Source organism: Sneathiella litorea (assembly GCF_009882915.1).
GTDB classification, from domain to species: Bacteria; Pseudomonadota; Alphaproteobacteria; order Sneathiellales; family Sneathiellaceae; genus Sneathiella; species Sneathiella litorea.
Genome location: NZ_WTUW01000002.1, coordinates 1413144 through 1438404, shown reverse-complemented (window position 1 = coordinate 1438404; position 25261 = coordinate 1413144). Strand labels below are relative to the sequence as shown.

22 protein-coding genes and 1 pseudogene are annotated in these 25261 nt (G+C 49.7%); 18 read left to right on the top strand and 5 right to left on the bottom strand.

What is annotated here, in order from left to right; genetic code table 11:
- The first annotated feature begins 76 nt into the window (after positions 1-76).
- The 4 genes from GQE98_RS13285 (at position 77) to GQE98_RS13270 (ending at position 3646) form a co-directional block, all read left to right on the top strand.
- A complete protein-coding gene (locus GQE98_RS13285; protein WP_161316094.1) occupies positions 77-880 on the top strand; it encodes an ABC transporter ATP-binding protein in 804 nt (267 codons plus the stop codon).
- Complete coding sequence (locus GQE98_RS13280) at positions 881-1720, top strand: ABC transporter permease (RefSeq protein ID WP_161316093.1); 840 nt, start codon at positions 881-883, stop codon at positions 1718-1720. It begins immediately after the preceding gene.
- 76 nt (positions 1721-1796) lie between these two features.
- Positions 1797-2843 carry an ABC transporter substrate-binding protein gene (locus GQE98_RS13275; RefSeq protein WP_161316092.1) on the top strand — a complete coding sequence of 349 codons (1047 nt, stop codon included), beginning with the start codon at positions 1797-1799 and terminating at the stop codon, positions 2841-2843.
- Positions 2840-3646, top strand: a complete 807-nt coding sequence (locus GQE98_RS13270; RefSeq protein ID WP_161316091.1) for an aspartate dehydrogenase — start codon at positions 2840-2842, stop codon at positions 3644-3646. The genes GQE98_RS13275 and GQE98_RS13270 overlap by 4 nt, the downstream gene beginning before the upstream one ends.
- A 156-nt stretch (positions 3647-3802) precedes the next feature.
- Here the strand turns inward: GQE98_RS13270 and GQE98_RS13265 are convergent, their stop codons facing one another.
- Entirely contained in the window at positions 3803-4924 is a 1122-nt protein-coding gene (locus GQE98_RS13265; RefSeq protein WP_161316090.1) for an alkene reductase, read from the bottom strand.
- A 151-nt stretch (positions 4925-5075) separates the two neighbouring features.
- Here GQE98_RS13265 and GQE98_RS13260 point away from each other — a divergent pair, with 151 nt between their 5' ends.
- From GQE98_RS13260 to GQE98_RS13215, 10 genes are all read left to right on the top strand, one after another.
- Positions 5076-5504, top strand: coding sequence for a nuclear transport factor 2 family protein (locus GQE98_RS13260; RefSeq protein ID WP_161316089.1), 429 nt, complete (start codon positions 5076-5078; stop codon positions 5502-5504).
- Positions 5505-5578: 74 nt separating this feature from the next.
- Complete coding sequence (locus GQE98_RS13255) at positions 5579-6826, top strand: acyl-CoA dehydrogenase family protein (protein ID WP_202526280.1); 1248 nt, start codon at positions 5579-5581, stop codon at positions 6824-6826.
- Entirely contained in the window at positions 6820-7812 is a 993-nt protein-coding gene (locus GQE98_RS13250; protein WP_161316088.1) for an alpha/beta hydrolase, read from the top strand. Before GQE98_RS13255 ends, GQE98_RS13250 begins: the two co-directional genes overlap by 7 nt.
- Positions 7813-7882: 70 nt before the next feature.
- The gene (locus tag GQE98_RS13245; protein ID WP_161316087.1) at positions 7883-8557 is read left to right on the top strand and encodes a nitroreductase; all 675 of its coding nucleotides are present in this window, start codon (positions 7883-7885) and stop codon (positions 8555-8557) included.
- A 103-nt stretch (positions 8558-8660) separates the two neighbouring features.
- A complete protein-coding gene (locus GQE98_RS13240; RefSeq protein WP_161316086.1) occupies positions 8661-9521 on the top strand; it encodes an alpha/beta fold hydrolase in 861 nt (286 codons plus the stop codon).
- A 287-nt stretch (positions 9522-9808) separates the two neighbouring features.
- A complete protein-coding gene (locus GQE98_RS13235; RefSeq protein ID WP_161316085.1) occupies positions 9809-11932 on the top strand; it encodes a DEAD/DEAH box helicase in 2124 nt (707 codons plus the stop codon).
- A 286-nt stretch (positions 11933-12218) separates the two neighbouring features.
- The gene (locus GQE98_RS13230) at positions 12219-14012 is read left to right on the top strand and encodes a gamma-glutamyltransferase family protein (RefSeq protein WP_161316084.1); all 1794 of its coding nucleotides are present in this window, start codon (positions 12219-12221) and stop codon (positions 14010-14012) included.
- A gap of 185 nt (positions 14013-14197) precedes the next feature.
- Positions 14198-14485: a sll1863 family stress response protein gene (locus GQE98_RS13225; protein ID WP_161316083.1), complete on the top strand. Its 288-nt coding sequence runs from the start codon at positions 14198-14200 to the stop codon at positions 14483-14485.
- A gap of 200 nt (positions 14486-14685) precedes the next feature.
- Complete coding sequence (locus GQE98_RS13220) at positions 14686-15657, top strand: NAD(P)-dependent oxidoreductase (RefSeq protein WP_161316082.1); 972 nt, start codon at positions 14686-14688, stop codon at positions 15655-15657.
- Entirely contained in the window at positions 15657-17168 is a 1512-nt protein-coding gene (locus GQE98_RS13215) for an aldehyde dehydrogenase (RefSeq protein ID WP_161316081.1), read from the top strand. The genes GQE98_RS13220 and GQE98_RS13215 overlap by 1 nt, the downstream gene beginning before the upstream one ends.
- 38 nt (positions 17169-17206) lie before the next feature.
- Here the strand turns inward: GQE98_RS13215 and GQE98_RS13210 are convergent, their stop codons facing one another.
- Complete coding sequence (locus GQE98_RS13210; RefSeq protein ID WP_161316080.1) at positions 17207-17749, bottom strand: TetR/AcrR family transcriptional regulator; 543 nt, start codon at positions 17747-17749, stop codon at positions 17207-17209.
- A 113-nt stretch (positions 17750-17862) separates the two neighbouring features.
- Here GQE98_RS13210 and GQE98_RS13205 point away from each other — a divergent pair, with 113 nt between their 5' ends.
- The gene (locus GQE98_RS13205) at positions 17863-18987 is read left to right on the top strand and encodes a TauD/TfdA family dioxygenase (RefSeq protein WP_161316079.1); all 1125 of its coding nucleotides are present in this window, start codon (positions 17863-17865) and stop codon (positions 18985-18987) included.
- Entirely contained in the window at positions 18984-19721 is a 738-nt protein-coding gene (locus GQE98_RS13200; RefSeq protein WP_161316078.1) for a class II aldolase/adducin family protein, read from the top strand. The genes GQE98_RS13205 and GQE98_RS13200 overlap by 4 nt, the downstream gene beginning before the upstream one ends.
- Positions 19722-19980: 259 nt before the next feature.
- Here the strand turns inward: GQE98_RS13200 and katG are convergent, their stop codons facing one another.
- The 3 genes and pseudogenes from katG to GQE98_RS13185 all read right to left on the bottom strand — a co-directional run bounded on the left by katG (position 19981) and on the right by GQE98_RS13185 (position 23028).
- Positions 19981-22152, bottom strand: a complete 2172-nt coding sequence (katG, locus tag GQE98_RS13195) for a catalase/peroxidase HPI (RefSeq protein ID WP_161316077.1) — start codon at positions 22150-22152, stop codon at positions 19981-19983.
- Positions 22153-22367: 215 nt separating this feature from the next.
- Positions 22368-22469: pseudogene (locus tag GQE98_RS18465) on the bottom strand (phosphate/phosphite/phosphonate ABC transporter substrate-binding protein); the annotation flags it as partial.
- 70 nt (positions 22470-22539) lie between these two features.
- Complete coding sequence (locus tag GQE98_RS13185) at positions 22540-23028, bottom strand: MarR family winged helix-turn-helix transcriptional regulator (protein ID WP_161316076.1); 489 nt, start codon at positions 23026-23028, stop codon at positions 22540-22542.
- 290 nt (positions 23029-23318) lie between these two features.
- Between GQE98_RS13185 and ectA the strand changes: the two genes are divergently transcribed.
- A complete protein-coding gene (ectA, locus tag GQE98_RS13180; RefSeq protein ID WP_161316075.1) occupies positions 23319-23861 on the top strand; it encodes a diaminobutyrate acetyltransferase in 543 nt (180 codons plus the stop codon).
- 118 nt (positions 23862-23979) lie between these two features.
- Positions 23980-25260: a diaminobutyrate--2-oxoglutarate transaminase gene (gene ectB, locus GQE98_RS13175; RefSeq protein ID WP_161316312.1), complete on the top strand. Its 1281-nt coding sequence runs from the start codon at positions 23980-23982 to the stop codon at positions 25258-25260.
- Position 25261 lies beyond the last annotated feature (1 nt).

Below are 25261 nucleotides of genomic sequence, written 5' to 3'. Positions count from 1 at the left end.
GCTTGTTGGCAAGGCAATATATGTGATTGTATGCTTCAAATACTTTCAAGGTGACCTCAAAACTAGGACGGTTTGCATGCAGTCTTCTTCGGACTTTTTAATATTCGACAATGTAACAAAGGTTTTTGAAAGTCCTGATGGCGGCCAGGTAACAGCAATTGATAATTTCTCTCTGAATGTATCAGACGGTGAATTTATTACGATAGTGGGGCCATCCGGATGTGGTAAATCAACCTTGCTCAATCTTGTGGTTGGCTTAGATAAGCCATCTTCTGGCCAGATTTTGATAAATGGGAAGCCGGCCTGGCAACAGCTTCGAAATATCGGTTACGTTACTCAGGAAGATAATCTCTATCCTTGGCGTACATTACGGGAAAATGTTGAGTTTCCTCTCGAAATCAGGGGAATGTCAAAATCGGAACGCCGAAAGCGAAGCGCGGAGTTGCTGGAAAAGGTAGGGCTTGCCGGATTTGAAAACCGGTATGGACACCAATTATCCGGCGGTATGCGTCAACGTGGCAATATTGTGCGTGCATTATCGTTTGATCCGGGTTTGATCATCATGGATGAGCCGTTTGGTCCTCTTGATGCCCAGACGCGAATTGTTCTTCAGCAGCAGTTACTGGACTTGTGGTTACAGGACAAGAAGACGGTCATTTTTATTACCCATGACTTGCAGGAAGCTATTGCGCTGGGTGATCGGGTTGTGGTGATGACCGCACGCCCGGGCCGTATCCGATCTGTGTATGACATCAAACTAACTCGCCCCAGGGATCTACACCATCTTCATGATGATCCAGAATTTCGGAATGCATTGTCGGATCTGTGGGATGAATTGGCGGATGAGGTTTCGGCTGCCAACGCAATGGGGAGAAAATAAATGTCTGAAACCAGCAAACCTACTCAACAACCTCAACCTGTCGCTAAGCCGAAACGGTCAGTTAATACTACATTGATCTGGCAACTTGTAATCTTGGTCGTCCTGCTCGGATCATGGGAAGTCATGTCTGGGCGATTGTTCGATTCCTTTTGGGTATCCAAGCCGAGCCTGATTGTCAGCTACATCTATAACTGGGTCCTTAATGGCGATTTCATGAGGCACCTGACTGCGACAATGACAGAGATTATCGTTGGTTATTCCCTTGGGGCTGGTCTGGGCCTCGCGCTCGGGTTGCCAATTGGTCGCATGGAAAGAACGGCGAAAATTCTCGACCCGTTCCTTCTTGCCCTAAATGGCATTCCGCGTGTCGCTTTGGCGCCTTTGTTTGTGATTTGGTTCGGCATTGGCATTACCCCCAAAATTGTCCTCGTCTTCACACTGGTGTTTTTCGTCGTGTTTTATAATTCTTATGCCGGTGTAAGATCTGTTGAAAGACGGTATGTCGATCTTGCCTGGGTAATGGGAGCGCGGTCTTTCAGGCTGTTTTCAAAAGTGATTTTGCCTGCGGCCATGCCTTATATCATTCTGGGGCTGAAACTCTCTATTCCCTATGCTGTTATCGGAGCAATTATTGGAGAGTTTATCGCCTCCAGCGAAGGGCTTGGATATAAGATCCAATTAGAAACAAGCATTTATAACACAACTGGAACCATGGGCGGCATTATCGTTCTGATGATCCTTGTTGTGCTGTTGAATTCCATTCTGGCCTGGATTGAACGCCGCGCCCTGGCTTGGCGGCCACCGTCTCGCTCCAGCGATGCGGGCGGTCAAGGCCTTTGAGTTGCACATAGATAGTATTCAGAAAATTTAGAAATCAGTATTTGGACCCAACTTATATCATACTTAGGAGAGTAATATGACGCAGATAAAAGGCATACCACGTAGGTCATTTCTGGCAGGAACCGCAGCAACTCTTGCGCTCGCGGGGGCTGTTGGGTTCAATAGGACAGCATTCGCGGCTTCCTCCCTTCAGAAAATTACTGTAACCCAAGCCGTTACATCCCTGGCATTTATTCAGAATTACCTGGCGTCAGAACTTGGCTATTTCAAGGATGAAGGCCTTGATGTTGAAATCGTTGTAACACGCGGCGGTGGCCCTGACGTGCAGGCTGTTATCTCTGGCGATGCCGCCTTCACGGTCAATGATGGTGCGCAGGTACTGCCAGCGGTAGCCCGCGGGTTGGACCTCAAGTGTATCATGGCGACATTGGACAAGAATATCATCAATGTCTCGATGGTTAAGGAAACGGCGGATCGTCTTAATCTAACGCCGGAAAGCCCGATCGAGCAGAAGCTGGCCGCTCTTAAAGGTCTCAAAATTGGCGTCACGCGCCCGGGATCTCTGACCTGGCAGCTTGCGCGGTTTAATCTTTTAAAAGCTGGGCTTAATCCTGATACCGATGCGACGATTGTTGGTGTGGGTGGCGGACCGGCTGTTGCTGCTGCACTCGATAATAAGGATGTAGATGTTATCTATATTTCTGTTCCATTGGGCGAGCGGGTGGTCAACTCCGGTAATGCGATTACCCTTATCGACAACTCAAATGGTCAGGATCCGAATTTGCCTTCCTTTATGATGGAAGGACTTTGGGCCACGCCGGAGTATATGGCGTCCAATCCTGAAACCTGTAAAGCCATGGTGAGCGCGCTCAGCAAAGCCTCCAAGTTTATTCTGGAGAATGACGCAAAAACAATCAGCGAACCCTTAAAGCCAGTGTTTGGCGCATTGGGCGATGATGTTTTGCAAATTGGTGCCGGTATGGTCAAAGCTGCGGTTTCTTCATCCGGAGAATTTTCACAGGAAACTCTCGATGTAACGCAGAATGTTCTGACTTCGAATAAGTCGATTGAACGGACCATGACCCTTAACGAAGTATTTGATGGGCAGTTCCTGACATCATGATTAACTCTCGGCGGATAGGCCTGATCGGATATGGCGCAATATCAAAAGTTGTTATGGATGTTGTTTGCCAGAATTCTCGTAATACAAAAGTTGCCGCTGTATTGATCAGGCCTGGCGCCACCGTTACAAAAGACCTGCCGTCAGACTGTCAGGTAGTGAATAGGGTTGAAGATCTTATCGCTCTGGCACCTGACGGCATTTATGAATGCGCGGGGCATGAGGCTGTGCGCCAATATGGCGCTGCGATTCTCGCTGCCGGGGTTGCTTTTTCCATTGTCTCTGTAGGTGTACTTGCGGATACTCAATTGCGCACAGCACTTATTGAAAATGCAGCCAAGGGGAATGCCAGGATTTCAATTGTTGCTGGCGCTATTGCGGGGGTAGAAGCCCTATCAGCGGCGCGGTATTCCGGGCTTGCGAGCGTTGAGCACACAGTCGTTAAGCCACCACAAGCTTGGAAAGGTACGCCGGGCGAAGACCTGGTGAAGAACAGTGCGCAAAACGAACCGTTAGTTCTATATGAAGGGACAGCCGAGGACGCCGTTAAGCAATATCCAAAAAATGCAAATGTGATTGCCACAATTGCGTTGGCGGGGCTTGGTTTTGAAAGCACCAAGGCAATTCTGATTTCTGATCCGACGACCTCATCGAATTTTCACTACCTTAAGGCCGTAGGTGATTTTGGAAGCTTGTCTGTCAAAATTGCTGGCAACTCATTACCTGAAAACCCAAAGACTTCTATGCTGGCAGCCTATAGTGTCGCCAGATCAATTATACTTCGTAGCGGCGAAATCATAATCTGATGAAAAGAGGGCATTTGTGACGCGGCACAAGGGCGGTTTAGCCCATATGCGTGTCAAAAATGCCCCCAAGCGATTTACGCTATTCCCAATCTAGCTCTATTTAACAAGTCGAACGTCACCAAGGTAAGTCTTGAGTTTGTTGTTCTTAAACTCTGGTCAGTCTGTCGCCGTATCAGCCATTGCTGGATAATCGACATATCCTTTCGGTCCGCGACTATAAAAGGTCGCGCGGTTGTATGGATTTAAGGGAGCGTCCAGTCTTAGTCGTTCGGGCAGGTCTGGATTGGAAATGAAGAGACGGCCGAACGCAATCGCATCCGCATCACCACTTGCAATCATGATGTTGGCGCTTTCCCTGTTAAAATTACCAGCAGCGATCAGGGTCCCATGCCAGAAGGGGCGGAACAGCTGTGCTGCCGATGGCACATCCTTATGATCCACATCGCGTTGACCCGCACCGCTGGCGCGGGGCTCAATCAGATGTAAATACGCTAAGCCGAGCTTATCAAGTTCGCTGATGAGGTGGGAATAGAGCGGCATTGGTTCGTCCTCGCCACTGTCGTTTGCAATACCAAAGGGCGACAAGCGAATACCAACGTGACTTGATCCCCAAACTGCAGCAATAGCTTTCGTTACCTCCAACACCAAGCGGCAGCGATTTTCAATTGAACCACCGTATATGTCCGTACGCTTGTTTGTTCGCGCCTGGAGAAATTGTTCCAGCAGATAGCCGTTGGCTGAGTGGATTTCGACACCATCAAAACCGGCCTTCTTTGCGCAGTTGGCAGCGTGGGTGTAGCGTTCGATTAAGTCTGGAATTTCCTCCGTTTCCAGAGCCCGAGGTGTCGGGCAGGGAACGCGTTTGAAATCAGGCGTAGTGACATCAACATTTGCCGGAACCGCGGACGGCGCAATTGGTAGCTCTCCATTAGGTTGATAGGACGGATGTGACAGCCGGCCCATATGCCAGAGCTGCAAGTAGATTTTTCCACCCTTTGCATGAACTGCCTCGGTTACCAGCTTCCAGCCCGCAATCTGCTCTGCCGAATGAATGCCGGGTGTGCAGGGGGCGCCTTGTCCATCCTCTGAAACCTGAGATGCTTCGGCAATGATTAATCCTCCGGGAGTTGCACGCTGGGCATAATATTGCGCCATCATTTCATTAGCGATATTGCCGGGAACAGTGGCGCGCATTCGTGTGAGAGGTGCCATGATCACCCGGTTAGATAAGTGCAGGCCACCAATTTCAATCGGTGTGAATAATTTGGTTGTTGTCATCAGAGGATAATACTCTACTAATTTGTGGAACCCGGTTTACAGTCTAATAGGCCCGCGCCTTTAAAACTAGCACGGACTGTACATTGTAAATGTGAGTATAGTCATGGGTGCTGTCATTTAAACCCCCTTTAATTTTGTAAGGAGCAAGAGAATGTCGCAAACGCAGCACCGATATACGAATATTATCAGCCGATATTATGAAGGCTGTTCTACAGCAGATTTCGACATGATGATGTCCACTTTTGACCCGGATATTGTGCATTATTTCGTCGATCACAGCCCGGTATTTGGAGCTGCGGCATTGGCAAACTACTGGTTGAAGGTTGGTCCGAAAACAAAGGCGTCATGGATTCTGGACCATATTATCGTGCAGGAACCGGAGGCTGTGATCGAATGGAGTATGCCCTGGACACCCCCGCTTGATCAAAAGCGCCAGCTGTTACGTGGTACGGAATGGTATATATTCAAAGAAGACAAGATATCAGAGATCCGTAGTTATCATAATAATCACTACTTGCAAGATCCAAAGAACCGGGAGCTTTGGGATTTTCCATATGAGGAACGCGGTTATCTACCGTGATAGCGGTTGACAGACAGTAGCGAACAATCGCAGCATTAAGAACATTCAACTAATCCCAAATAAGGATCAATAATATGTCGGGAACCGACCAAGAGCTGTTTAACTTAGCTATGTCTGAAGAGGCACGGCCCTTACTTTATGCCGTGCAAAAACATATTCAGGAAAATGTTGCCCCAATTACCGAAGAATTTTACGCCCTGAATGAAGGCAAAGAGGACCGTTGGAGCTGGCATCCGCGTCAGCTTGAACTGCTTGAAGGCGCTAAGACAAAAGCCAAGGAATCGGGATTGTGGAATTTCTTCCTGCCGGACGCAGAAACTGGCGCAGGCTTAAGTAATCTAGACTATGCTTACATTGCATCGGAGCTTGGTAAGTATAGCCTTGCCTCTGAAACCCTGAACTGCAGCGCACCCGATACTGGTAATATGGAGGTATTGGAGCGGGTCGGAACACCGGAGCAGAAAGAAAAGTGGTTGAAGCCGTTGCTGAACGGAGAAATCCGGTCGGCATATGCGATGACGGAACCGGGAGAGGCGTCTTCTGATGCAAAAAATATCAGTACCACGGCGCATCTGGAAAATGGCGAATGGGTCATTAATGGCGAGAAATATTACATCTCAGGTGCCGGGGATCCCCGTTGTAAAATCATGATCACCATGGTGAAGACGAGCCCGGATGCCCCAGCGTCAAAGCAGCAGTCTCAAATTCTGGTACCGATCGATACTCCCGGCGTTGAGATAATCGAGGGAATGCAGGTATTCGGAGAAGATCATGCGCCACGTGGTCATATGCATCTCAAATTCAATAACGTGCGTGTCCCGGAAGAGAATATGCTTTTGGGTGAAGGACGTGGTTTTGAAATCTCTCAAGTAAGGCTCGGACCTGGACGCATTCATCATTGCATGCGGTCAATTGGCCAGGCGGAGAAAGCGCTGGAATTGATGATTAAGCGCGCTGGCAGCCGGACAGCGTTCGGTAAAACCATACTGAAGCTTGGCAAGAACCTGGAAGTTATTTCACGTGCGCGCATTGAAATTGACGCCATGCGCCTGATGGTGCTGCAGGCGGCGAAAGCGATGGATGTTCTTGGTAACCGGGAAGCGCGGGTCTATGTCAGCGCAGTCAAGGCAATGGTGCCGGAGAAAGTGTGTCTAATTATTGATCAGGCGATCCAGATGCATGGCGCAACGGGACTGTCACATTGGACGCCCCTTGCCGGTATGTATGCAAATCAACGCCACCTCCGCTTCGCTGATGGGCCGGACGAAGTGCATCATATGGTAGTCGGTCGGGCCGAGGCGCAAAAGCACGGTGCATGGTAGAGCCTGAGAGCCAAGGAACAATCGTTCAAGATTTGATTGTTGAAGAATTCATGGTTCCTGCCGGGGACCATGAATTGCGCATTTTCCTGCGGAATAAGCGGCGGGAAAATGCCGTTTTGGGTCGGCCGGAACGTACTTTACTGTTTGTACATGGGGCAACATATCCTTCGTCAGTGACGTTTGATTTCGTTGCGGGCGGTTACTCCTGGATGGATACGCTGGCCGAGACCGGGTTCGATTGCTGGCTTCTGGATATCCGGGGTTATGGTCGATCTGATCGACCGGCGGAGATGGAGCAGGCTGCGGAAGCCAACGGGCCGATTGTCCATACGGACGTAGCCATAGCGGATCTTGGTACGGTGATTGAGTATATATTGGCTAAACGCGGTTTGGAAAAACTGCAGCTGCTGGGATACTCATGGGGAACCTTAATCGCTGGCGCATACACGGCTAAAAATAACGCTAAAGTCGAACGACTGGCTCTTTATGGGACAAGCATGCTGAATTCAGGTGCGTCCCTCATTGGAAATGAGAGGCCAACGACGGCCTATCGGTATGTGGATGCCCAATCCATTAAAGCCCGATGGGAGCATGGGCTAAACCCACAGGAGATAGAGGACATTATCGACCCCGATTGGCAGCAGCAGTGGCTAGATGAGGCGGTTGCCAGTGATCCCAAATCAGGTGAGCATAACCCGCCAATGCTTCGTGCGCCGACCGGCGTCGTGGATGACAAGATATGCCGTTGGTCGCAAGGTGTTTTCCAATATGACCCGACTGAGGTCAGGGTTCCGACGTTGGTAATTGTAGGCGAGAGGGATATCGAAACGACAGCCGATGGAGCGTTGGCGCTTTATCATAAACTGATCAATGCTCCCCATCGCCGCTATACGATTATTGGAAAAGCAACGCATTCTGCATTGCTTGAACGGCGGAGGGATCAGCTTTTCAGGGCAACACAGTCCTTCCTTGAAGAGGAATTTTAAAGTAAAGACACTGTACTGCCCGCAAGGATGCCTTGCGGTAACTAAACAAGAAAAAATAAGAGAAAATATAATGGACTTCGATACAATTGTGCGCGGAAGGCGCTCTATCCGCGGCTATAAACCGGACCCAATCCCAAAAAGCGTTCTTAAGGAAATAATTGATATTGCGGCGCGCGCGCCATCTTCCATGAATACGCAACCATGGCATCTGCATGTAATCAGTGGCGAACCATTGGATCGTATCCGTGCGGGGAATACAGAGCGGAACCTTGCTGGGGTTCCTTCATCCAGAGAGTTTCGAGTTGAAGATAAATATGAGGGCGTTCATCGCGATCGTCAGGTGAAAGTGGCCGTTCAGCTTTTTGAGGCCATGGGAATTGAACGGCATGATGCCGAGCGGCGTCAGGAATGGGTCCTTCGGGGCTTTCGTCAGTTCGACGCGCCCGTCTCGGTTATCGTTGCCTATGATAAAGAACTACAAGGGGATATCCGTCATTTTGATCTTGGGGCTATAACCTACGGGCTGGTGCTTGCTGCTTGGAGCCGGGGTATTGGTGCCGTCATCAACAGTCAGGGGATCATGCAATCTCCTGTCGTGCGGGAGCATGCGGGCATTCCTGAAAATCACGTGATCCAGACCGCTGTTGCCATGGGCTATCCTGACGATAGCTTTCCGGCAAATGCGGTTGTTTCTACCCGCAGACCGGTTGAGGAAGTTGTAACCTTTATCGGGTTTGATGATTGAATGTAGCTACTTCTTTCCTGCCATTGATGTGGATAGACCGTAGCGGATAAATTATCTTATAATGCGCGTAAACATAATCAGGTGAATAATACGGGAACAACCCATGGGGCCGATTTCAAATAGCTATATTTCACAGCGTATTAAGCTTCATTACGTGGATTGGGGAAATCCGGACGCCCCGCCGTTATTGCTTATTCATGGCGGTCGTGACCATTGCCGGAATTGGGACTGGGTGGCAGAAGAACTGCGTCACGACTGGCATATTATTGCACCTGACCTGCGGGGGCACGGGGATAGTGGCTGGTCCACGGACGGCAACTACAACGTCCAGAACTATGTTTATGATATCGCGCAGCTCATCCATCAAAAGGAATTGAGCCCCGTAACGATTGTTTCCCATTCCCTTGGTGGCAGTATTGCGCTCCGCTATACGGGGCTGTATCCAGAGAATGTAAGAAAGGTTGTTGCGATCGAGGGGCTAGGGTCGTCTCCCAAAATGATCAAGGAAGCTCAGGCTGTGCCGATGGCCAGACGCTGGCGTGACTGGATAGATAAAAAGCGCGCAGCAAGTGGCCGTACACATCGTCGATATGAAAAATTTGAGGATGCCCTTGGGCGTATGAAGGCCGAAAACAAACATCTTTCCGATGAGCAGGCACTGCATCTGACAATCCACGCCGTCAACCAGAATGAAGATGGTACTTTCAGCTGGAAGTTTGATAACTATATGCGTGTTTGGGGACCGTCTGATATCAGCCAAGAGGATATCCAGGCATTATGGAGCGACATTACCTGCCCGACAATGCTTTGTTATGGCAATGACAGCTGGGCTTCAAATCCGGTTGACGATGGACGTATAGAACATTTTAAGAATGCGATTGTGAAGAATTATGAAAATGCGGGTCACTGGCTGCATCATGACCAGTTTGACAGGTTTATTGCGGACCTAAGAGATTTTTTGTGATGGTTGCCGTACTGGTCCGATATTAGTGCTTTGCTCTGTAGTATCGCATTGGTTTGTTTGCGCCGCTGTACCCGGTTTGCGACACCCCACTGTATTTAAAAATTACAATAGATTTTGGTGGCGCGTATCTATTTTGTGCTAACCATGCCAATATCTTTACATTGCGCCTAACAGACAGTAGAAACCTTGCGACTTGTTCGATGCCGCAAACCGGATGTTCGGTTCCTGCCTCTCGAAAATTATGCGACTATTATGAGCGCAAAAAATTACAATTTGAAAGCAATTAGATGACCGGTATTGAAGATGTTACGCCCCCTCTCGCTATGGCGTTGGATGAGCGTGGATATACTGTCTTAACCCCTGTTCAAACTGCCATGCTCAACCCCGATTTGAAAAACAGGGATGCGCTTGTCTCCGCTCAGACCGGGTCTGGTAAAACGGTGGCCTTTGGATTGGCAATGGCGACAACGTTGTTGGAGGGAAATGACCGCTTTACGTCAAAGGATGTTCCCGTTGCCTTGATCATTGCGCCGACTCGTGAATTGGCGCTGCAGGTTAAAAGCGAAATTGATTGGCTGTATGCCAAAACAGGTGCTTCCGTGGTGTCTTGCGTTGGCGGTATGGATGCACGAAATGAACGAAGAAACCTGGACCGCGGCGCACATATTGTTGTTGGAACGCCAGGCCGGCTGCGCGATCATATAGAGCGTGGCGCATTTAATACAAGCGGACTTAAATGCGTAGTCTTGGACGAAGCTGACGAGATGCTGGATATGGGATTCCGAGAGGATCTGGAATATATTCTGGATACATCTCCTGTTGAGCGCCGGACAATGTTATTTTCAGCAACAGTACCGCGAATGATTGCCAGTTTGGCAAAGCGGTACCAACGCGATGCTGTCCGTATCAGTACCGCTGCAGAAGAAAAGCAGCATCAAGATATTGAATATAAAGCTTTAACTGTTGCGCCCAATGATCGTCAGAATGCGATTGTTAACATTCTGAGGTTTCAGGATGCGAAAAATGCCATTGTTTTCTGTGGCACCAGGGTGGCTGTTACTCAACTTGCCAGCCGGTTGAATAACCGGGGTTTCTCTGTTGTCGCTCTGTCAGGTGAATTAAGCCAGAATGAACGTAGCCATGCTCTGCAGGCAATGCGGGATGGTCGTGCACAGGTTTGCGTGGCCACCGATGTCGCTGCGCGCGGAATTGATTTGCCTAATCTGGAACTGGTTATACATGCTGATTTACCGCGGGGTGCAGAGTCTTTACTGCATCGCAGTGGTCGAACCGGGCGTGCAGGCCGCAAGGGCGTCAGCGCCCTAATTGTCCCTTATAACTGGCGAAAAAGAACGGAACGGCTGCTGCATTCGGCCAAGGTAAAGGCCGTTTGGGAAAGACCTCCTTCATTAGAAGATGTGATCGCCCGTGATCAGGAGCGGTTCTTGAGCGACCCATGTTTGACGGAGCCGATAAAAGACGACGAGAAGGCGATTGTCAAAGAGTTGTTGGAAAATCATTCAGCCGATCAGATCGCCGCGGCGCTGGTCCGTATTCACCATACATCAAAGCCAGCCGCGGAAGAATTGTTGGATCAGGGATCCTCAGATTCTGGTCAACCCAAAAGAGAGCGGCAGGATTTCTCAAACGGCGTATGGTTTGAATTGTCCGTCGGGCGCAAACATACGGCAGAACCGCGTTGGTTATTACCGATGTTGTGTCGCGCCGGGCATATTACGAAAAATGAAATCGGTCCGATTAGAATTCAAGAGGAAAAGACTTTTGTTGAGTTGGATGGTGGATGCGTTGACGCCTTCCTGAAGGCTCTTGGGCCGAGCCGTAAAATGGAAAAAACGGTTGAAGTTACGCGTTTGGACCGAAAGCCCGATATCGGTGGGGGGCGCGATAGCCGCCCACGAAGAAATGATCGTAAACCCCGGCGGGATGAAACGGCTGGTTCCGATAATAAATCCAAACCGAGAAAAAGATTTGACGGCGAGAATGCCCATAAAAAGCCGTATAAGAAAGCTGACAAACGAGAAGATCGTAGTTTGGCAGAAACCCGTAAACGGGATAACCCTGTCCAGAAAGACCATGTTACGAATCAGCAGGATGAGGCAGCGCATGCGTATAACAAGCGTTTTGGTGACGTAGAAAACCCAACAGAGCGCTTTAAGAAGAAACGATTCAAAGCTGGATTGAGCGAGGAAGCGCAAGGTAAAGATAAGGCGACGAAATCCGCGCCCAAGAAACCGTCTCATTCCTCAGACGATGACCGACCGGTTAGCAAATTCAATCGAAAGCCAAAAGAAAAGAAGCTTAAGCCTAAAAAGAACGTGAACTCCAAGGATGGCGCAATTAAAGACGGGTTCAGGGCAAACAAGCTTAAAAAAGCAAAACCCGAAAAGTGATCGTTAACGACTGGGGAACTATAGATAAAAGAGTTCCTCCGTCGTACTTTTTATCTTTTCCGCTTTTTACCAAGATGTTTCCCTGTCCAACGTGCGGGAGCTTGTGAGAGATCATCTGAAAATCGCCGCAATTCTTTTGGAATGTTCCTTGCTCCCGCCCTATAGTGCGTCGATACAGGCGGTAACAGGTTTGTCGGCTTTCAATTTCACGCATATGATTGAGATGGCCCATAAAGCAACGTCCGTCCACCTATAGTTCATAAACAAAATAAGTGACGGTACGACGATGCAGAAATTTACAACCAGACCAGAAATACGCGGTACTTTCGGGGTTGTAACATCGACCCACTGGATCGCGTCAGCAGTTGGTATGTCAATATTGGAGCGGGGTGGTAATGCCTTTGACGCTGCTGTTGCAACAGGGTTTGTGTTGCAGGTTGTCGAACCTCATCTGAATGGTCCGGGGGGAGATCTACCGGTCTTGTTCCATTCTGTTCGCGACAACGCGCCTGGCGTTCTTTGCGCTCAGGGGAGTGCGCCTTCGTCAGCGACCATTGAGGAAATGCGTGCGCGCGGAATAAATGACTTGATACCCGCATCTGGCTTGCTCGCAACCGTCGTGCCGGGCGCTTTCGACGGTTGGCTCTTGCTATTACGTGACTATGGAACGATGGAGGTTGCGGATGTTATCGAGCCGGCAATCAACTATTGTTTAAATGGCCACCCGATGCTTCCATCTGTCGCAAGCACGATTGCCGACTTGCAGACATTTTTTGAACACCAATGGCCATCATCTGCGCAAGTTTGGTGCCCTGAAGGGGCGTGCCCTCAAGAAGGTGCTTTGTTCTGCAATCCAGATCTTGGCCGAACATACCAACGGCTTGTCGATGCTGCAAAGGGCGATACACGCGAGATCCGCATTGACGCAGTTCGTGCGACCTGGCGCGAAGGATTTGTCGCAGAGAAAATCGGTGAATATTTAGCCACCGCAAATGTGATGGATGCGTCCGGCCAAAAAAATTCAGCTCTCTTGACGAGATCAGATATTGAAGGCTGGAGTGCTCAGTTCGAAAAGCCGACGTCTATTACGTATCATGGGTGGGAACTCTTTAAAACCGGCCCTTGGGGACAAGGTCCGGTCCTGCTTCAAGCCTTGCAGATTCTCAAAAACTTTGACCTCGCGGCAATGGACCCGTTTGGGACTGAATTTACGCATATCGTGATCGAGGCCATCAAGCTGGCTTGGGCCGATCGGGAAGCCTATTATGGTGATCCGAAATATTATGACATTCCATTGGAAACACTCCTTAGTGAGGAATACGGGCGTGATCGAGCCACATTGATATCCGACAAGGCGTCCCTGGAAACGCGCCCCGGCCGAATTGCAGGCCATGAGCACCTCGCGGATGCGGCTGTTTTTCGCGTGAATCGTCGTACGGAGGTGGCTGGAAATGCCGCGACGGGGGAGCCAACAATGGCTCACCTGACCGATGTGAAGGGCGACACAGTCCATCTTGATATCATTGATCGCTGGGGAAATCTGGTCTCTGCTACGCCATCGGGAGGCTGGCTCCAGTCAAGTCCAGTCATCCCGGGACTCGGGTTTCCGCTTAACTCGCGTGCACAGATGTTTTGGCTTGAAGAGGGTCTGGCATCGAGCTTGACGCCTGGTGCACGACCGCGAACAACGCTAACCCCTACCATTGCATATCAGAATGGTCGCCCCTCACTCGCCTTTGGGACACCGGGCGGCGATCAGCAGGATCAATGGCAGCTAATCTGGTTTTTACGATTGGTTCACTACGGGCTGGATCTGCAGGAAGGGATCGATGCCCCACTGTTCCATTCAATGCATTTTCAGGGCTCATTCTATCCGCGCAATGCGAACCCGGGGAAGATGATGATTGAAGAGACAATCGGTGAAGAGGTTATTGCTGCGTTGCGTGAACGTGGACATGAGATAGTCATCGCAGCGCCCAATACGGTAGGGCGCCTGACGGCTGCAAGGCGTCATCCCGATGGACAGATGCAGGCTGCGGCGACTCCGCGCTTAATGCAGGCATATGCCATTGGTCGATGAACGCGTAACGACGCTGCTTTCAGGTTGACTAGACATTGAATGCTGGAACTGGAAAGGTTGATTTTAGTCAATTATAAAGTCGGTCATTTCGTCTATAATAACTATGTAATGTATGCGGTAAATTAATTAGATTTTCCGCTACCTCTTGCCGAGGTCATCAAATCGAGATGTAAGGAGCAATGGTTATGAGCATGAAAGAAGCCTATGTGAAAAAACTGCAGGCACAGTTAGACGAATGGAATGCAGAGATCGACAAGCTCAAAGCTAAGGCCGACAGTGCCCAGGCGGACGCTAAGGTTGCGTATGATACGCAAATTAATAAGGTTAAGGCAGAGCAGGTTGAGGCTCAGAAGAAATTGAATGAACTCCAGCAAGCGAGCGAGACAGCTTGGGAGGACCTCAAGACGGGGATCGAAATTGCGTGGGACAACTTAGAAAGCGCGACAAAGAAGGCGTGGTCTCGTTTCGACTAAGATAAAAGGGTAAATTGGTAGGCTAACATTCAGAGCAGGCACTCGCATGAAACGCAGGGGGGCTGCCCTGTGTTTAAATTGCGGAACATCGTCTTTTGCAAATATATTTAGATCCTTTATGCTTTTTACGCGGATGCTAAATTTAGACACGCCGCCAGACTGAACCTTGGCAAGCGTATTACTCGAGAGAGGGAGCCGTTATGAAAGTTGGATTTATTGGCCTCGGAAATGTTGGTAGTAAGCTTGCCGGAAGTTTGTTGCGAAACGGGCATGATCTGACTGTTTTCGACTTAGACAAGGATGTCGCACAGCCTTTTCTTGATAAAGGTGCAGATTGGGCGGAGACCCCCAAAATGATGGCCGAGGCCGTCGATATGGTTTTTACATGTTTACCTTCCCCCGCGGCCTGTTCAGAAGTCATGGAAGCAGCGAATGGTGTTATCGCGGGTTTGGGACCGAATAAGTTCTGGATTGAAATGAGCACGACGGACGCAAATGAAATTCGTCGTATTTCCGAACTGGTCATCGGTAAAGGCGCCATTGCCTTGGAGGCACCTGTTTCGGGTGGATGCCATCGGGCCGCGACCGGGAATATTTCCATTTTTGTTGGCGCTGAGCGATCGGCATTCGAGAAGGTTCTTCCGGTACTAACGACGTTGGGAAGGCGAATTCTTCACACGGGGCCTATCGGAACGGCCTCCGTTTTGAAAGTTCTGACAAATTATCTCGCAACAGCCAATCTTTGTTCTCTCGCAGAAGCGTTGACGGTTGCCAAGAAGACAGGCATGGATCTCAACACGACCTATGAGGCAATCCGGATTTCCTCTGGAAATTCATTCGTTCATGAAACGGAATCCCAGGTTATCCTCAATGGCAGTCGGGACATCAGCTTTACGATGGACCTTGTAATAAAGGACGTTGGATTGTTTGACGAAATTGCCAAAGACCATGGGGTTCCTTTGGAAATCTCTCCCATGATACTGGACATATTCAAGGACGGGCAGAAGAGATATGGGCCGCGAGAACTGTCCCCAAATATCATCCGGCGGCTGGAAGATGCCTGTGGTGTTCAGGTGCTGGCACCGGGATTCCCGGCTGAAATGGTCGATGATGAACCGGAGGAAAAAGGCGCGGAAGTCTTCCCCAAGGGAGCGGAAGTTGGTCGCTTGTGATGCAAGAAAGTTCTGACAAATTGCAGCATCGTGACTGGCTGAGAAGATCAGAATCTCTGAATATTGAAGGCCGGTTGTTTATCAATGGTTCCTATGTGGAAGCAAAAAGCGGCGCACGCTTTGAAAGTCTTAATCCAGCAACGGGCGAGGTTTTGGCTGCAGTTGCGCGGGGTGGGGCGGCAGATATAGATCTTGCCGTCGCTTCGGCAAAGGAAGCCTGGCGAGACGGGCGCTGGCGGTTTATGGCCCCGAGAGATCGAATGAATGTTCTATTCCGCTTTGCTGATCTTATCGAGCAGCGTAGTGAAGATCTTGCCTTGTTGGACACTCTGGACATGGGCAAACCGATTACGGACTCACTGACGATTGATCTGCCAGAAGTGATTGTAACATTTCGGTATTTTGCTGAATGTATCGATAAGCTCGAAGGGTTGGTGACGAATTCGGAAACCAATGCCTTGCATATGATTATGAAAGAACCGCTTGGGGTGGTTGGCGCCATTTCACCATGGAATTACCCCTTGCTAATGGCTGTCTGGAAGGTGGCGCCGGCTTTGGCGGCGGGCAATTGTGTTGTGCTTAAACCTTCGGAGAAGGCCCCTTTGAGCTGCTTGCTGCTGGCGGAGCTTTTTATGGAAGTTGGCGGTCCTGCTGGTGTATTCAATGTCGTTAACGGGTTTGGGGACGAAGCAGGAAAGGCGCTGGCCCTGCATCCCGATGTTGCAAAAATTACCTTTACCGGGTCTACCGAGGTTGGCAAGCAGATCATGATTTATGCAGGTCAATCGAACATGAAGCGCGTTGCGCTCGAGACAGGTGGCAAAAGTCCGCAAATATTCATGGCGGATATAGATGATCTAGATCAAGCCGTGGATTACGCTTTTGCGGGGATTTTTGATAACGCGGGCCAGGTGTGTAATGCGGGGTCCCGTTTGCTGGTACATCAGAATATCCATGATGCCTTTGTTGAGAGTTTCGCTAAAAGAAGTCAGGCGGTATATCAGCCCGGCGATCCACTGGACCCCGATACAACGCTCGGCCCTGTTGTCACGAAGGAGCATCAGCAGAATATACTGAGAAAGATTGCGCTGGGTCGCGAGGAGGGGGCAAAAATCGTTTTCGGTGGCGGCGCGGCCGAGACATTTGAACCCGGTGCCTATGTGAAGCCGACCCTGTTCTCGGGCGTCGAAAATCACATGACTTTGGCCCGCGAGGAGATATTTGGTCCCGTTGCATCGGTCATCCCGGTGAAGGATGAGCAAGGGGCAATAGATATCGCGAACGACTCCCCCTACGGACTTGCGGCAAGCGTCTGGACGAAAGATTTAAAAACTGCCATGCGGATGGTAAAGAATATTGAGGCCGGGGTAATATGGGTCAACTGTTTTGGGGATGGAGACATGACCCAGCCATTTGGGGGTTATAAACAGTCAGGGAACAGTCGGGACAAATCAATGGAAAGCTTGCTGGGCTATACTCAGAGTAAATCTGCCTGGTTTAAACTGGAGTGAGGGTCAAACTCGTATAATTTAAGAAGCCAGTCTTTAATTTATTGGTGGCCCTTAATGCCAATTTGTTCAAGATAATCCTTTAGGCAATTGTGCAAACGGGATGCGGGCCAATCCGGCTTATCTACAAGTCCGCGAATGATCAGGCCATTTACCTGTGCTGTGATAGACTGGCTTATGCTCTCGAGGTCCTTTGGCGCGGGCATTTTAGTCCGCTGATAATGGCGAATGAGTTCCTGCGAAACAATATTCTGCCATCGGTGATGAAATTCGAGTTGCATCTCCGCGACCCGGGGTTCCGCGATAGATCGACTCCAGAAGGCTAACCACACAGTCATCGCAACGCGGCTTTCGTCGGTGGTGGGTAGCGCTTTGGAAATAATGTCAAGAAAGCTGTAGTTGTCCCCCTTCTTCACGCGTTCCATATTCGCAAACATCGTGTCATATGCCATTTCCAATGCCGCCATCAGGATCGCATCCTTATCGGAAAAATAATGGGTCACGGCCCCTGTGGTCACCCCGGCGAGGCGCGCGATATCCACAAGTTTGGTCGCTTCCAAACCGCGCTCGGCAATTACTTTCATTGCCGTAGCACCAATTGTTTTTCGTCTTTGATCGTGATCCACTATTTTTGGCATGGACGAGCTATAACATTTTTATTATATAATGGTGATTATAAAAAATCAGGAGAGATGATATGGCTCTTGTCTCGTTGATGCAAAATGGCTTGCTTGTTCCGTTCGGCAGTGAGTTGGCGTATTTCAACTACTTCTGGTTACGGGATAATTGCCCGAGTTCCTGGGACACTGTTACCCAAGAACGTATTTTTGACATTCTTGCAGAGGCTGACGACTTGAATGCCGCCGCCGCCGAAGTAAGGGGTAACTATCTCTGGATTGCTTGGCGAAATGGGCATGAAAGCCAGTATGATTTATGCTGGCTGGAACAGTGGCATAAAGAAGAAAGTCGCATTGATGTGGCTATTCGCAATCGCCGTCCTTGGTACAGCAATCACTATGAGAGTATGGCGCGCTTTGATTTTAACGCCTTGCTGGACCGTCCAGCAGAGGTTCTCGATTGGGCGGAAGCGCTGCTGGATGATGGCATTGCTTTGGTGAGTGGCATGCCCAATACCGATGAGGCGCTTCAGCTATTATGTGAATTTCTGGGTATTGTGCGTCCAACTTATTCCGGTAACGCCTTTGATGTCAGAATGAAGATAGATCCTGTTAATCTCGCTTATACAAACAAGGCACTTGAATTGCATACGGATGAAGCGGCGGAGGAATTTCCGCCTGGCATTCAGTTTCTGCATTGCCGCGCGAATGAAGTGGCTGGCGGTAATAGTTTGTTTGTCGATGCGATGGCGGTCGCCAATGAACTAAAGAAGGCCTATCCCGAGTATTTTAAGATATTGTCGGAGTATAAGGTTCCCTTCCGTTACACAACACATTCCCAGGATGTTCGTGCAAAGCAACATATTATTGAAATTGATGAGAATAACGGCGAAGTGAGTGGAATCAATTTCAGCCAGCATCTGGCGGACATCTTTGATTTTCCGCAGCATGAAATGGATGTATTCTATCCAGCCTTTCGCAAATTTGGGAAAATGATGCAGGACCCTCGGTTTTTGATGACCTTCCGTTTAAATGCCGGTGAATGCATTGTCTTCGATAATCATCGTGTGGCCCACGGTCGCACCTCCTTTGAGGAGGGGAGCGGATTGAGACATTTACGCGGTTGTTATATTGACAGGGGAGATCTGCGTAGTACATATCGTGTTCTCAAGGCCAGATATCCAAATGGTGGACGAAACATATGACATCGGCGCAGAATGAACGTCAATTGCGAGTAGATCTCGCCGCTGCCTTCCGGATTCTTCATAAGCTTGATATGCATGAATCAGTTGCCAATCACTTAAGTGCGGCAGTTTCCGAGGATGGCCGGCAATTCCTAATGAACCGGCGCTGGATACATTTCTCGAATGTCACCGCGAGTAATCTTCAGCTTCTTGATGTTGAGGATGAGAGTATTTTGCATAGCGATAATGCTCCCGATATTTCGGCCTGGCATATTCATAGCAGTATCCACAGGAATTGTCCCGGCGCCCGCGTGATCCTGCATGCGCATCCGGCTTATGCCACCGCTCTTTCAACTCTAAAAGATCCCCGTATATTACCAATCGACAACAATACGTCGCGTTTCTACGAACGCATTGCTTACGACCTCAACTTTGGCGGAATTGCAAACAATGAAGACGAAGGGGAGAGGATCGCCGAGAGCCTTCAGGGGAAATCGGTTCTTATGATGGGAAATCATGGCGTAACCGTCGTTGGAGAAACTGTCGCGGAAGCATTCGAGGATCTTTACTATCTCGAAAAAGCCTGCAAAACCATGATCCTGGCCTATTCCTCGGGGCAACCGCTGAATATTCTATCCCATGAATTGGCCTGTGAAATCGCGAAAGGTTGGGATGATTTCCTTGGAGCTTCCTTCGCACATTTTGAGCAGTTGAAGTCAGAATTGGACGCGACTGATCCATCCTATCTTAATTAACCTCTATACGATTGTTTATTTCTGGGTGCCGCTAGAGTTCGAAGCTATTATGGCGTAACAAAGTCACCCTATAAGCAATGTGGGAAAAGACTGGTACCAGAGAATAGATTTTAGGCAACCGTTCGAACTGCACTCGCAATCGAACTAATGCAAATGCTAATTTCCCGGACAATTTCAAAGACTCGGTAAATGCAAATTCTGTTAATTGTTCCGCATCTCCAAGCGACTGATTTTAGCCGTCTGGAGATGCGGATTCAGGTTAGGCCAGATCGAAACGGTCCGCGTTCATGACCTTGGTCCATGCCGCGGCAAAGTCGTTTACGAACTTTTCTTTACTGTCATCCTGAGCATAAACTTCTGCATATGATCGCAGGATCGAGTTTGACCCCATGACGAGATCCATACGCGTTGCTGTCCATTTCAGCTCATCAGTTTTGCGATCGCGGATCTCATAGAGACCATTCCCAACAGATTTCCATTTATTGTTCATATCGGTCAGGTTGACGAAGAAGTCGGTCGTGAGAGTGCCTTCGTGATCAGTCAACACACCATGTTTGGTGTTGTCGTGGTTGGCACCGAGAACACGCATTCCACCGACAAGAACGGTCATCTCGGGGGCGGTCAGCCCCATGAGCTGTGAACGGTCAAGCATGAGCTCTTCGGCGCTAACGGCATAGTCCTTCTTGAGCCAGTTGCGATATCCATCTGCGACGGGTTCCAGGTCGTTAAAGGACTCGATGTCGGTCATCTCATCGGTTGCATCCCCGCGACCCGGCGCGAAGGGCAGAGTGATCTCAAAGCCTGCGGCCTTGGCGGCCTGTTCAACGGCAACATTGCCAGCAAGAACAATAATGTCCGCAACGCTTGCACTCGTATCGGCCGCGATACCCTCAAGCACAGCGAGAACCTTGGCAAGACGTTTCGGCTCGTTGGCTTCCCAGTCTTTCTGCGGTGCAAGACGGATGCGCGCCCCATTTGCGCCTCCCCGCTTGTCAGAGCTACGGAACGTACGGGCGCTATCCCAGGCAGTCGTGATCATTTCGCTTGACGTTAGGCCGCTGTCAGCAATGCGCGTTTTGACGGCATCCGTATTATAGTCAGTGTTGCCCGCGGGTATTGGATCCTGCCAGATCAGATCTTCCTTAGGAACGTCAGGGCCGATGTAGCGTGATTTCGGGCCCATATCACGGTGTGTGAGCTTAAACCATGCCCGCGCAAAAACTTCCGACAGTTTTTCTGGGTTATTGTAGTAATGCTCAGATATTTTCCGGTATTTTGGATCCTTGATCATGGCCATGTCAGCATCGGTCATGATCGGATTGAGCCGGATAGAGGGGTCCTCGACATCGACAGGTTTATCTTCCTCCTTGATGTTGATGGGCTCCCATTGCGAAGCGCCTGCCGGACTCTTCTTCAATTCCCAGTCATAATTGAAGAGAAGATAGAAGTAGCCATTGTCCCACTTGGTTGGATGGGTTGTCCATGCGCCTTCGAGACCGCTTGAAACGGTGTCACGGCCCTTGCCCGAACCGGTCGGATTGCGCCAGCCTAACCCTTGCTCTTCGACATCGGCCGCTTCAGGTTCTGGGCCCAGCAGGCTCGCATCGCCATTCCCATGACATTTCCCGACAGTATGGCCACCAGCAGTCAAGGCGACAGTTTCTTCGTCGTTCATCGCCATGCGCTTGAATGTCTCACGTATGTCCGCTGCCGTCTTGAGTGGATCGGACTTGCCGTCGACACCTTCTGGATTGACGTAGATCAAACCCATTTGCACGGCAGCGAGCGGGTTTTCCAATGTTTCGCGGTCGTCACTGTCATAGCGTCCAGTGCTTTCGGCCAGCCATTCCTTTTCCGCTCCCCAATATGTATCGATTTCTGGATGCCAGATGTCTTCACGGCCGAAAGCGAAGCCGAAAGTCTTCAGGCCCATGGACTCATAGGCGATGTTGCCGGCGAGGATGATCAGGTCAGCCCAGCTGATCTTGTTGCCATATTTCTTCTTGATCGGCCAGAGCAGGCGGCGCGCCTTGTCAAGGCTGACATTATCGGGCCAGGAATTGAGGGGTGCGAAACGCTGATTGCCGGAGCCGCCACCACCGCGGCCATCGGCAGAGCGATAAGAGCCTGCCGAGTGCCAGGCCATCCGGATCATCAAACCGCCATAATGTCCCCAGTCTGCAGGCCACCATTCCTGACTGTCGGTCATCAGGGCGTGAAGGTCTTTCTTAAGTGCTTTCACGTTTAGTTTTTTGAGCTCATTGCGATAACTAAAGTCCTTTCCCAGCGGATTGGTTTTCGCGTCGTGCTGATGAAGGATGTCAAAGTTCAGAGACTTGGGCCACCACTCCATGTTCGCCCTACCAGTTGATGTAGCGCCACCGTGGATCACCGGACATTTGCCGGCTGTGTTTTCGGGATTTCTGTCCATATTACTTTCCATTCATAAACTGGTTTGGATAAGGTTTCGTTAGAATTCTTATATAGGGCCATTGAACGGGCTTTTATTAAGTTTAAATCATTTTAAACAAAGCAATAGTGATCAGAGCGGAATGAATGGTAGTTGATATAACGACGCGCGCCTAATGTTTAGCGAGGATGCTTATCATCGTTTTCATCCTGCGTGTCCCATATTGACGTCCCGTCCTCCTCGCTGGACTTTGAGAATTCTTCCTTGAAGGCAGAGCCTTCCCAGTCAAAGCTGAAGAACGCGGACTTGATCTTCTCTTGCAATTCCGGTTTCAGGTTAGGAGGGAGGAAGCTGGAAGAAATTTTGTATTTTCTTGAAGGAAAAGGGATGTAGGTTGGCGCAGCTGACTTACTTGACGCCTGCATCATGGGCATGGGCCTCGCCTAGCTGCAGGAGTGGCGCTGCGTCGATGTCCGACGCATCCAGCATCGCGGCCACCCGCTGAAGGGACGCAATCATCATTGATTTTTCCCAAGCCGCTAAAGGTTCAAACTCTTCGGCAAAACGCTCATGCAAAGCTTCGGGGGCCTGAGCTAATACCTCCAGCCCGCGTTCTGTGAGACTCACAAAGACTTTACGTTTGTCGGTAACGCCCTTCTTTCGAAGAACAAAGCCCATCGCTTCAAGTCGGCTTACAATCATGGTCACTGTTGCCTGTGCCATATGCACCTGAGCTGTAATTTCGCCAACTGTAAGTTCGGGTGATTCTTCTAGCGCCTGCAGGACAATCAATTGTGATGTCTTCAATCCTGTTGCAATTCGCAGTGCTTTCCCGTGCAATTCCGTCGCCCGCAATATTTTGCGAATAGAGACAAGTGCTTCGTTGAGTTGATCCATGCCCGTTATCCTGTACGGCAGTTTGGCGCTAAAAGGAAAGGTACATAGCCCAAAATTGCTGAAACATCTTCCATAAATTGTGCAGTAACGAAATTTCAATCAAATATCAATGTATTTTAATTACTCTCTAGCGGCAAGATATGGCCAATATAGTAGCGTTAGGCATATGAGATAAAAATATATTATTAAAATTTGGTGACTTACTTGACATTGGCGGCATGGCTGTTTATGTCATACGCAAGAAAATTATATCGATTATTGATATATTAATAAGAGGGAAGTTCAGTACAATGAGTGCAACGAAAGATCGTGACCCGGAAATTATTCTCAGGCGCCCGTCTCCAGAAGACGGAATTGCCATTAATGAACTGGTAGAGAAGTGCAAGCCACTCGACGAAAATTCGGTTTACTGCAACCTGCTTCAATGCTCTCATTTCAGTGAAACCAGCTCGCTTGCGGAGATCAATGGTGAAGTGGCTGGCTTTGTATCCGGCTATATGATCCCGGAAGACGAAGAAAGCCTGTTCGTCTGGCAAGTCGCAGTAGCGCCTGAAGCAAGGGGGCTTTCTTTAGGCAAGCGGATGATTTTCGATATCCTGCATCGCTCCTCTGCGAAGAAGGTAAAATATATTAAGACGACGATAACACCGGACAATAAGGCCTCCCACGGAGTCTTTAACTCAATAGCCCGGGAAATGGGCGCAGACGTCGATCGAGATGTCTTGTTCGACGAGGAAGAGCATTTCGATGGTCAGCAAGGCACAGAAATGCTTTGGAATATTGGTCCTTTCAAGCGTGCGGACATAATGTCGGCCCTCTCCAGCGCAGCGTAAGGCTGGAGCATAAAATCATCCTTTAATGTTGCCAGGTGAATGCATCCGGGGTCGGGTCGCAATGCCATGATTATTGAAACGGCTATATTTTTAACTCAACAACAAAAGTGAGGTTGCTATCTCTATTTTTGAAAGACGTGAATCACAGGTTCAAAGTTATGCTAAGTCCTTCCCTGTCATATTTGACAAGGCGCAAGGCGCTACCCTTACGGATGAGAAGGGCAATAATTTCATCGATTTTCTCGCTGGTGCGGGCAGTCTAAACTATGGTCATAACGATCCAGACATGCGTGACGCGCTGGTTGAGTATTTAAGCTCTGGTGGCATCACTCATGGCCTTGATATGCATACAAAGGCAAAAGCCGCATTCTTGAGCGCGTTCGAGAAACACATCTTACAGCCGAGAAAGTTGGATTATGTGTTGCAGTTTACCGGCCCAACAGGTGCAAATGCCGTTGAGGCCGCATTGAAACTTGCCCGTAAAGTCAAGGGTCGCAGTAATGTTATAAGTTTTACCAATGGCTTTCACGGAGTAACGCTTGGTGCCCTCGCGACCACTGGAAACGAGCATCATCGCGGCGCCGCAGGCGTTGATATGCCGGGTAGCAGCACCATGCCTTATGACGGCTATCTCGGTAAGGACTTGGACAGCACGGAATATCTCGATCGCGCCTTGGGCGATCCGTCCAGCGGTGTTGATCTTCCGGCGGCTGTCATAGTCGAGTGCGTACAAGGTGAGGGAGGATTAACTGCTGCCCGTATTGACTGGCTGCAAAATTTGGAACAGGTCTGCCGTCGCCATGACGTCCTGCTGATCGTTGATGATATTCAGGCAGGCTGCGGCCGGACGGGAACGTTCTTCAGTTTCGAGCCGGCCGGTATCAAGCCGGATATGGTTACGCTCTCCAAATCGCTTTCCGGCTACGGCTTACCCTTCGCTGTCACGCTCATCAATCGCGACCTCGATATCTGGGAGCCCGGCGAACATAACGGCACGTTTCGCGGAAATAACCATGCTTTCGTCACGGCGACAGTCGCTATCGAAAAATTCTGGAATGATGACAGCTTTGCGAATGGCGTAAAGGACAAGGGCGAAAAACTACTGAGTGGTTTTAAGGCAATTCAGGAAAACTATGCCGACCAAGTTGTTGAATTGCGCGGCCGAGGCATGATGCGCGGGATTGTCGTAGAGTCCGGCGATCTTGCGAGCCGTATCGTCGCGGAATCCTTCAAGCGCGGCCTTGTCATCGAGACTTCGGGCGCGCATGGCGAAGTGGTGAAATGCCTCGCCTCCCTCACCATTACGGATAAGGAGCTGGCCCGCGGCCTTGATATTCTCAATCAGGCGTTTGACGCGGCTATTAACGCAGGAAATTCAAACCTGATCGCTGCCGAGTAAA

Bases quoted from the DNA above. Each gene is read 5' to 3' on its own strand.
- GQE98_RS13245 (WP_161316087.1), top strand. From the start codon at position 7,883: ATGGACTTCGATACAATTGTGCGCGGAAGGCGCTCTATCCGCGGCTAT.
- GQE98_RS13255 (WP_202526280.1), top strand. From the start codon at position 5,579: ATGTCGGGAACCGACCAAGAGCTGTTTAACTTAGCTATGTCTGAAGAG.
- GQE98_RS13270 (WP_161316091.1), top strand. From the start codon at position 2,840: ATGATTAACTCTCGGCGGATAGGCCTGATCGGATATGGCGCAATATCA.
- GQE98_RS13220 (WP_161316082.1), top strand. From the start codon at position 14,686: ATGAAAGTTGGATTTATTGGCCTCGGAAATGTTGGTAGTAAGCTTGCC.
- GQE98_RS13230 (WP_161316084.1), top strand. From the start codon at position 12,219: ATGCAGAAATTTACAACCAGACCAGAAATACGCGGTACTTTCGGGGTT.
- GQE98_RS13240 (WP_161316086.1), top strand. From the start codon at position 8,661: ATGGGGCCGATTTCAAATAGCTATATTTCACAGCGTATTAAGCTTCAT.
- ectA (WP_161316075.1), top strand. From the start codon at position 23,319: ATGAGTGCAACGAAAGATCGTGACCCGGAAATTATTCTCAGGCGCCCG.
- GQE98_RS13185 (WP_161316076.1), bottom strand. From the start codon at position 23,028: ATGGATCAACTCAACGAAGCACTTGTCTCTATTCGCAAAATATTGCGG.
- GQE98_RS13205 (WP_161316079.1), top strand. From the start codon at position 17,863: ATGGCTCTTGTCTCGTTGATGCAAAATGGCTTGCTTGTTCCGTTCGGC.
- GQE98_RS13275 (WP_161316092.1), top strand. From the start codon at position 1,797: ATGACGCAGATAAAAGGCATACCACGTAGGTCATTTCTGGCAGGAACC.
- GQE98_RS13200 (WP_161316078.1), top strand. From the start codon at position 18,984: ATGACATCGGCGCAGAATGAACGTCAATTGCGAGTAGATCTCGCCGCT.
- GQE98_RS13260 (WP_161316089.1), top strand. From the start codon at position 5,076: ATGTCGCAAACGCAGCACCGATATACGAATATTATCAGCCGATATTAT.
- GQE98_RS13250 (WP_161316088.1), top strand. From the start codon at position 6,820: ATGGTAGAGCCTGAGAGCCAAGGAACAATCGTTCAAGATTTGATTGTT.
- GQE98_RS13225 (WP_161316083.1), top strand. From the start codon at position 14,198: ATGAGCATGAAAGAAGCCTATGTGAAAAAACTGCAGGCACAGTTAGAC.
- GQE98_RS13210 (WP_161316080.1), bottom strand. From the start codon at position 17,749: ATGAAAGTAATTGCCGAGCGCGGTTTGGAAGCGACCAAACTTGTGGAT.
- GQE98_RS13235 (WP_161316085.1), top strand. From the start codon at position 9,809: ATGACCGGTATTGAAGATGTTACGCCCCCTCTCGCTATGGCGTTGGAT.
- GQE98_RS13215 (WP_161316081.1), top strand. From the start codon at position 15,657: ATGCAAGAAAGTTCTGACAAATTGCAGCATCGTGACTGGCTGAGAAGA.
- katG (WP_161316077.1), bottom strand. From the start codon at position 22,152: ATGGACAGAAATCCCGAAAACACAGCCGGCAAATGTCCGGTGATCCAC.
- GQE98_RS13265 (WP_161316090.1), bottom strand. From the start codon at position 4,924: ATGACAACAACCAAATTATTCACACCGATTGAAATTGGTGGCCTGCAC.
- GQE98_RS13280 (WP_161316093.1), top strand. From the start codon at position 881: ATGTCTGAAACCAGCAAACCTACTCAACAACCTCAACCTGTCGCTAAG.
- GQE98_RS13285 (WP_161316094.1), top strand. From the start codon at position 77: ATGCAGTCTTCTTCGGACTTTTTAATATTCGACAATGTAACAAAGGTT.